This window comes from Kitasatospora sp. NPDC057542 (assembly GCF_042801945.1).
Lineage (GTDB): Bacteria > Actinomycetota > Actinomycetes > Streptomycetales > Streptomycetaceae > Kitasatospora.
This window is the reverse complement of sequence record NZ_JBHVFE010000649.1, coordinates 1-3,866: the sequence shown is the minus strand read 5'-3', so window position 1 is coordinate 3,866 and position 3,866 is coordinate 1. Positions and strand designations below refer to the sequence as shown.

The 3,866-nt window shown below is 74.8% G+C and carries 5 protein-coding genes; 2 read left to right on the top strand and 3 right to left on the bottom strand.

Going from position 1 to position 3,866, the window contains the following annotated elements; all coding sequences use genetic code 11:
* Nucleotides 1–196 precede the first annotated feature (196 nt).
* The gene (locus ACFU7Y_RS41455; RefSeq protein ID WP_380771582.1) at nt 197–865 is read left to right on the top strand and encodes a GAP family protein; all 669 of its coding nucleotides are present in this window, start codon (nt 197–199) and stop codon (nt 863–865) included.
* A 145-nt stretch (nt 866–1,010) separates the two neighbouring features.
* Here the strand turns inward: ACFU7Y_RS41455 and ACFU7Y_RS41450 are convergent, their stop codons facing one another.
* From ACFU7Y_RS41450 to ACFU7Y_RS41440, 3 genes are all read right to left on the bottom strand, one after another.
* Nucleotides 1,011–1,814, bottom strand: coding sequence for a hypothetical protein (locus tag ACFU7Y_RS41450; protein WP_380771580.1), 804 nt, complete (start codon nt 1,812–1,814; stop codon nt 1,011–1,013).
* On the bottom strand, nt 1,811–2,383 hold the full coding sequence (locus tag ACFU7Y_RS41445) for an RNA polymerase sigma factor (RefSeq protein WP_380771578.1): 573 nt from the start codon (nt 2,381–2,383) through the stop codon (nt 1,811–1,813). Before ACFU7Y_RS41445 ends, ACFU7Y_RS41450 begins: the two co-directional genes overlap by 4 nt.
* Nucleotides 2,384–2,743: 360 nt before the next feature.
* The gene (locus ACFU7Y_RS41440; RefSeq protein WP_380771576.1) at nt 2,744–3,217 is read right to left on the bottom strand and encodes a MarR family winged helix-turn-helix transcriptional regulator; all 474 of its coding nucleotides are present in this window, start codon (nt 3,215–3,217) and stop codon (nt 2,744–2,746) included.
* Nucleotides 3,218–3,386: 169 nt separating this feature from the next.
* On the opposite strand from ACFU7Y_RS41440, the gene ACFU7Y_RS41435 reads away from it, so the two are divergent.
* Nucleotides 3,387–3,797 carry an organic hydroperoxide resistance protein gene (locus tag ACFU7Y_RS41435; RefSeq protein WP_224282204.1) on the top strand — a complete coding sequence of 137 codons (411 nt, stop codon included), beginning with the start codon at nt 3,387–3,389 and terminating at the stop codon, nt 3,795–3,797.
* Nucleotides 3,798–3,866: the final 69 nt, after the last annotated feature.

Sequence of the window (3,866 nt, the reverse complement as noted above, 5' to 3'; positions counted from 1 at the left end):
GCGGTGCGACGGCCCTGCGCCGCTCTCCGCCCGCCCCGGCTCCCCCCTGCCCTACCCCGTCTTCCTCTGCCCCCGCCCCCACGCCCGCCCTCACCCGAACGGCGGCGCCGGCCGTGCGGCACCCACCCGCAGGTAGCTGAATGGCGGATAGCGCCCGGCGACGGGAAGGCAGGTCCGGGGATGGGTGAGACAGGGGATGGGTGAGGCAATCGGCCCGATGCTGGCCTCCGCGGTGGCGGTCGCACTCAGCCCGCTGCCGCTGATCGCCCTCCTCCTGATCCTCGCCTCACCGCGCCGCCGGGCCAACGGGATCGCCTTCACAGCCGGCTGGCTGCTCGGCCTGGCTGCGCTGGTGGCGGCCGTCGTGACGGCGGGCACCGCACTGAGCCCCGCCCGCACCATGCCGACCTGGCCGTCCTGGCTGAAGCTCACCCTCGGCGTCGTCCTCCTCCTGTTGGCCGCCCGGCAGTGGCGCGAACGGCCGCGCCCCGGCCGGGTCACCGCACCACCGGTCTGGTTGCTCTCGATCGACCGGCTGACCGCCGCCCGGTCCGCCGGCCTCGCCGTGGTCCTGGTCGTGGCCCAGCCGAAGACCCTGGTCCCAGCCATCGGCGGAGCCGCCTCCATCGCCGCTGCGGTGACCGGTGTCGGGGAGAAGGCGGTGGCCGCTGTCGTGATGGTGCTGCTCGGTTCGTTGGGAACCCTGCTGCCGCTGGTGGTCCACCTCCGGGGCGACGACCACACTCGGCACACCCTCGGCGAGTGGCGGGCCTGGACGGCCACGCACAGCGCGGCAATCATGATCACCGTCCCGCTGCTGCTCGGCGCCGAGTACGTGGGTGCCGCTATCTCCGGGCTCACCTGAACTCCCCCAGCCGCCCCGGGGCCTCTCCCGCCCCGGCCCCGACCGGCCCGATCCAGCCCCCGCCGCAAGCCCCGCCCTGCCCGCGCGCCCGCCTGGCGCCCCCATCCCCCTGGCCTCCCCGCCCCCATCCCCGTCCCCATCCCCGTCACCGAATCCGCACCCCCCCCCGCCCTCGCACCGCCCGGGCCCCCAACCACCCGGGGTCCGCGCTCGGTCGCGCCGCCACCGTCTCCCGCACCGTCAGCAGGATCTCGCCGTCGTAGCGCTCCGCCAGCACCCGCGCCAGCTCCGCCGCCCCACCCGGCCGGACGTCGGGCGCCAGCTCCGGCAGCCGACCCGGGGCGCTGAGGTCCTGGGCCTGGGCGGCCCAGCGGGCCGCGTCGCGGCGCTCCCCCTCGGCGGTGTAGTGCACCGCCAGGCAGTGCACGGCCAGTTGGTCCCCGTACTGCGCGGCTATCCGCCACCAGAAGACGCCGTCCGCCGTGCGGCCCATGCCGTACAGCAGGCAGCCGAGGGTGCGGAAGGCGGTCTTCTCGGCGAGTTCGAGGTCCAGGGCCAGTTCCCCCGGCTCCGCCGCGCCCGCCACCCCCACGCACAGGTGCCGCAGGTCGCGCCGCAGCTCCGCCCGCCCTCCGGCCCACCGGGGCTGCCCCGGGAGCGCCCCCGGGCCGGCGCCCGACCCCGGACCGGAACCGGCGCCCACCCCCGCTCCCGTGCCGAGCCCGGAGCCCGCCCCCGCCGCCGCTCCCGGGCTCGGCCCCGAGGCCGGAGCGTGCGGTTGTCGGGCACCGGCGGGCGGCCGGGCGGGGCGTTCGCGCACCATCGGGGCGGGCCGTCGGGCGGCGGCGAGCCGCTCGGCCAGGCGGCGCGTGAAGTCCACCGGATCGTGGTCGTCGAACTCCCGCTCCAGCTCGACGGCGTGCGCGCGCAGCAGGTCCACGACCCTCATGCCTGCGCCCCGCCGTCATCCGGGTGCTCCAGCAGGTACTCCAGGTGGCGCCGTCCGAGGCTGTAGTAGGTGCGGGCGGTGGTGTGCGCGATGCCGAGGGACCGTCCGATGTCGTGGTACGACAGTCCCGCCTGGCGCAGCCGGACCACGTCGGCCTGGACCGGCGCGGCCCGCGCGAGTTCCTCCATCGCCCAGTCCAGGGCGTCCAGCTCGGCGAGCTCGTTCAGATCGTCCTGGCTGGTGTCGGGACGGCGCTGGGCGATCACCCGCTGCCGCTTGCGTTCGGTGCGCCGGCGCTCGCGCAGCACGTCCACCACCGCATCCTTGACGATCTTGAAGGCGAAGGCCTGCGGATCGGGACTGGCCAGGGCCCGGCGCCAGTTCTTGTAGAGCGTGGTGCCCGCGTTCTGGACGGCGTCCTGGGCGTCCTCACGGTGCCGCAGACGCTGCTGGGCATAGCGGAGGTAGCCGGAGTTCTCTCGGGTGAAGAAGGCCGCGAAGTCGTTCGGCAGGCCGCCGAGCGGGTCGGCTCGCAGGCCCCGCTCCTCGCCCGGCCCGGGAGTGGTCACGCGGGCCCCCCTTTCGTCGGTCAGCTGGCCGGCCCACCTGGTGGCACGCCGACGGCCCCTGGGGGCTCGTGGTGTAACCGTCCGGGAGGTCCGGGATGTTGACCGGATCGGGCGGACAATTGCCGAACGATTCCGTTCACTTGTGAACAGCACTGCTGACCTGCCGCTTCGCCCTCACGGGCCCGACCGGCGCATCCACAACGTGACCCAGATCACAGTGCACGCGAGGATGGCTTGACAAGCCCCCTGGCGCCACCCCGGCACTCCCGCACCCCCTCGGGCTCACCTCGACACAGCCACCCCGCCGCCCCCACCCCCCTCGAAATCACCCCGCGCCCCTACGGCCCCACGCCCGCATGGCTACGGCGCCGGTTCCACCTCGGCCGCGTCCAACGCGGCGGCCACCCTGTCCAGCAGCCCGCGCAGCGCGGCCAGGTCCTCGACCGGCAGGCCGGTCGCCGCGAGCAGCCGGCGCGGGACCTGCCCGGCCCGCTCGCGCAGCGCCGACCCTTCGGGAGTCAGGCGGACGGTGACCGAGCGCTCGTCCTCCGGACTCCGCTCGCGGCTCACCAGCCCGGCCGTCTCCAGGCGCTTGAGCAGCGGGGAGAGCGTCCCGGAGTCCAGCCGCAGCCGCTCGCCGATCCGCTTGACGGGCAACCCGCCCTCCTCCCACAGCACCAGCATGACCAGGTACTGCGGGTAGGTCAGCCCGAGGTCCCGCAGCAACACCCGGTACACGCCGCCGAAGGCGCGGGAGGCCGCGTTGAGCGAGAAGCAGATCTGCTGGTCGAGGCGGAGCAGTTCCTCGTCCGCCACGTCGGGGTGGGTGGTCATGGACCCATGGTACCGATCACCATCGCGCTATTGAGTTGTGCGCAATTGAATTGCGTGCTCTACTTGTCGCAGCGCAGCGACGCCCGAGTGGCCGCCGCGAAGCGCATCGGGCCGGCAACCGCCGGGACAACCGATCGCAGGAACACCCAGGACCCGAAGGGAAGCCACCATGGACGCGCTCTACACCGCAGCCGCCACCGCCAACGGCCGGGAGGGCCGCGCCGTCAGCTCCGACGGACAGCTGGACCTCACGCTGGCCATGCCGCCCGCGCTCGGTGGCAGCGGCCAGGGCACCAACCCGGAGCAGCTCTTCGCCGCCGGCTACGCCGCCTGCTTCGCCAGCGCCCTCGGCCTGGTCGGCCGGCAGGCGCGGGTGGACACCAGCGAGGTCTCGGTGACCGCCGAGGTGTCCATCGGCAAGGACGAGGCCGGCTTCGCCCTCGCCGTCGTGCTGCGCGTCGAGCTGCCCGAGTCCCTCGCGGGCGAGACCGGCGAGCTGCTGGTCAAGCAGGCGCACGAGGTCTGCCCGTACTCCCGCGCCACCCGGGGCAACGTCCCGGTCGAGCTGGTCGTCGAGTAACCGCCCCGCCGACCGGTCACCGGAGCCCCCACCGACGGACCGGGCCCGCCGCACGCGAACCGCGGCGGG

Excerpts from the sequence above, each read along its gene's own strand:
- ACFU7Y_RS41435 (WP_224282204.1), top strand. The coding sequence starts at position 3,387 with ATGGACGCGCTCTACACCGCAGCCGCCACCGCCAACGGCCGGGAGGGC.
- ACFU7Y_RS41455 (WP_380771582.1), top strand. The coding sequence starts at position 197 with ATGGGTGAGGCAATCGGCCCGATGCTGGCCTCCGCGGTGGCGGTCGCA.
- ACFU7Y_RS41440 (WP_380771576.1), bottom strand. The coding sequence starts at position 3,217 with ATGACCACCCACCCCGACGTGGCGGACGAGGAACTGCTCCGCCTCGAC.
- ACFU7Y_RS41450 (WP_380771580.1), bottom strand. The coding sequence starts at position 1,814 with ATGAGGGTCGTGGACCTGCTGCGCGCGCACGCCGTCGAGCTGGAGCGG.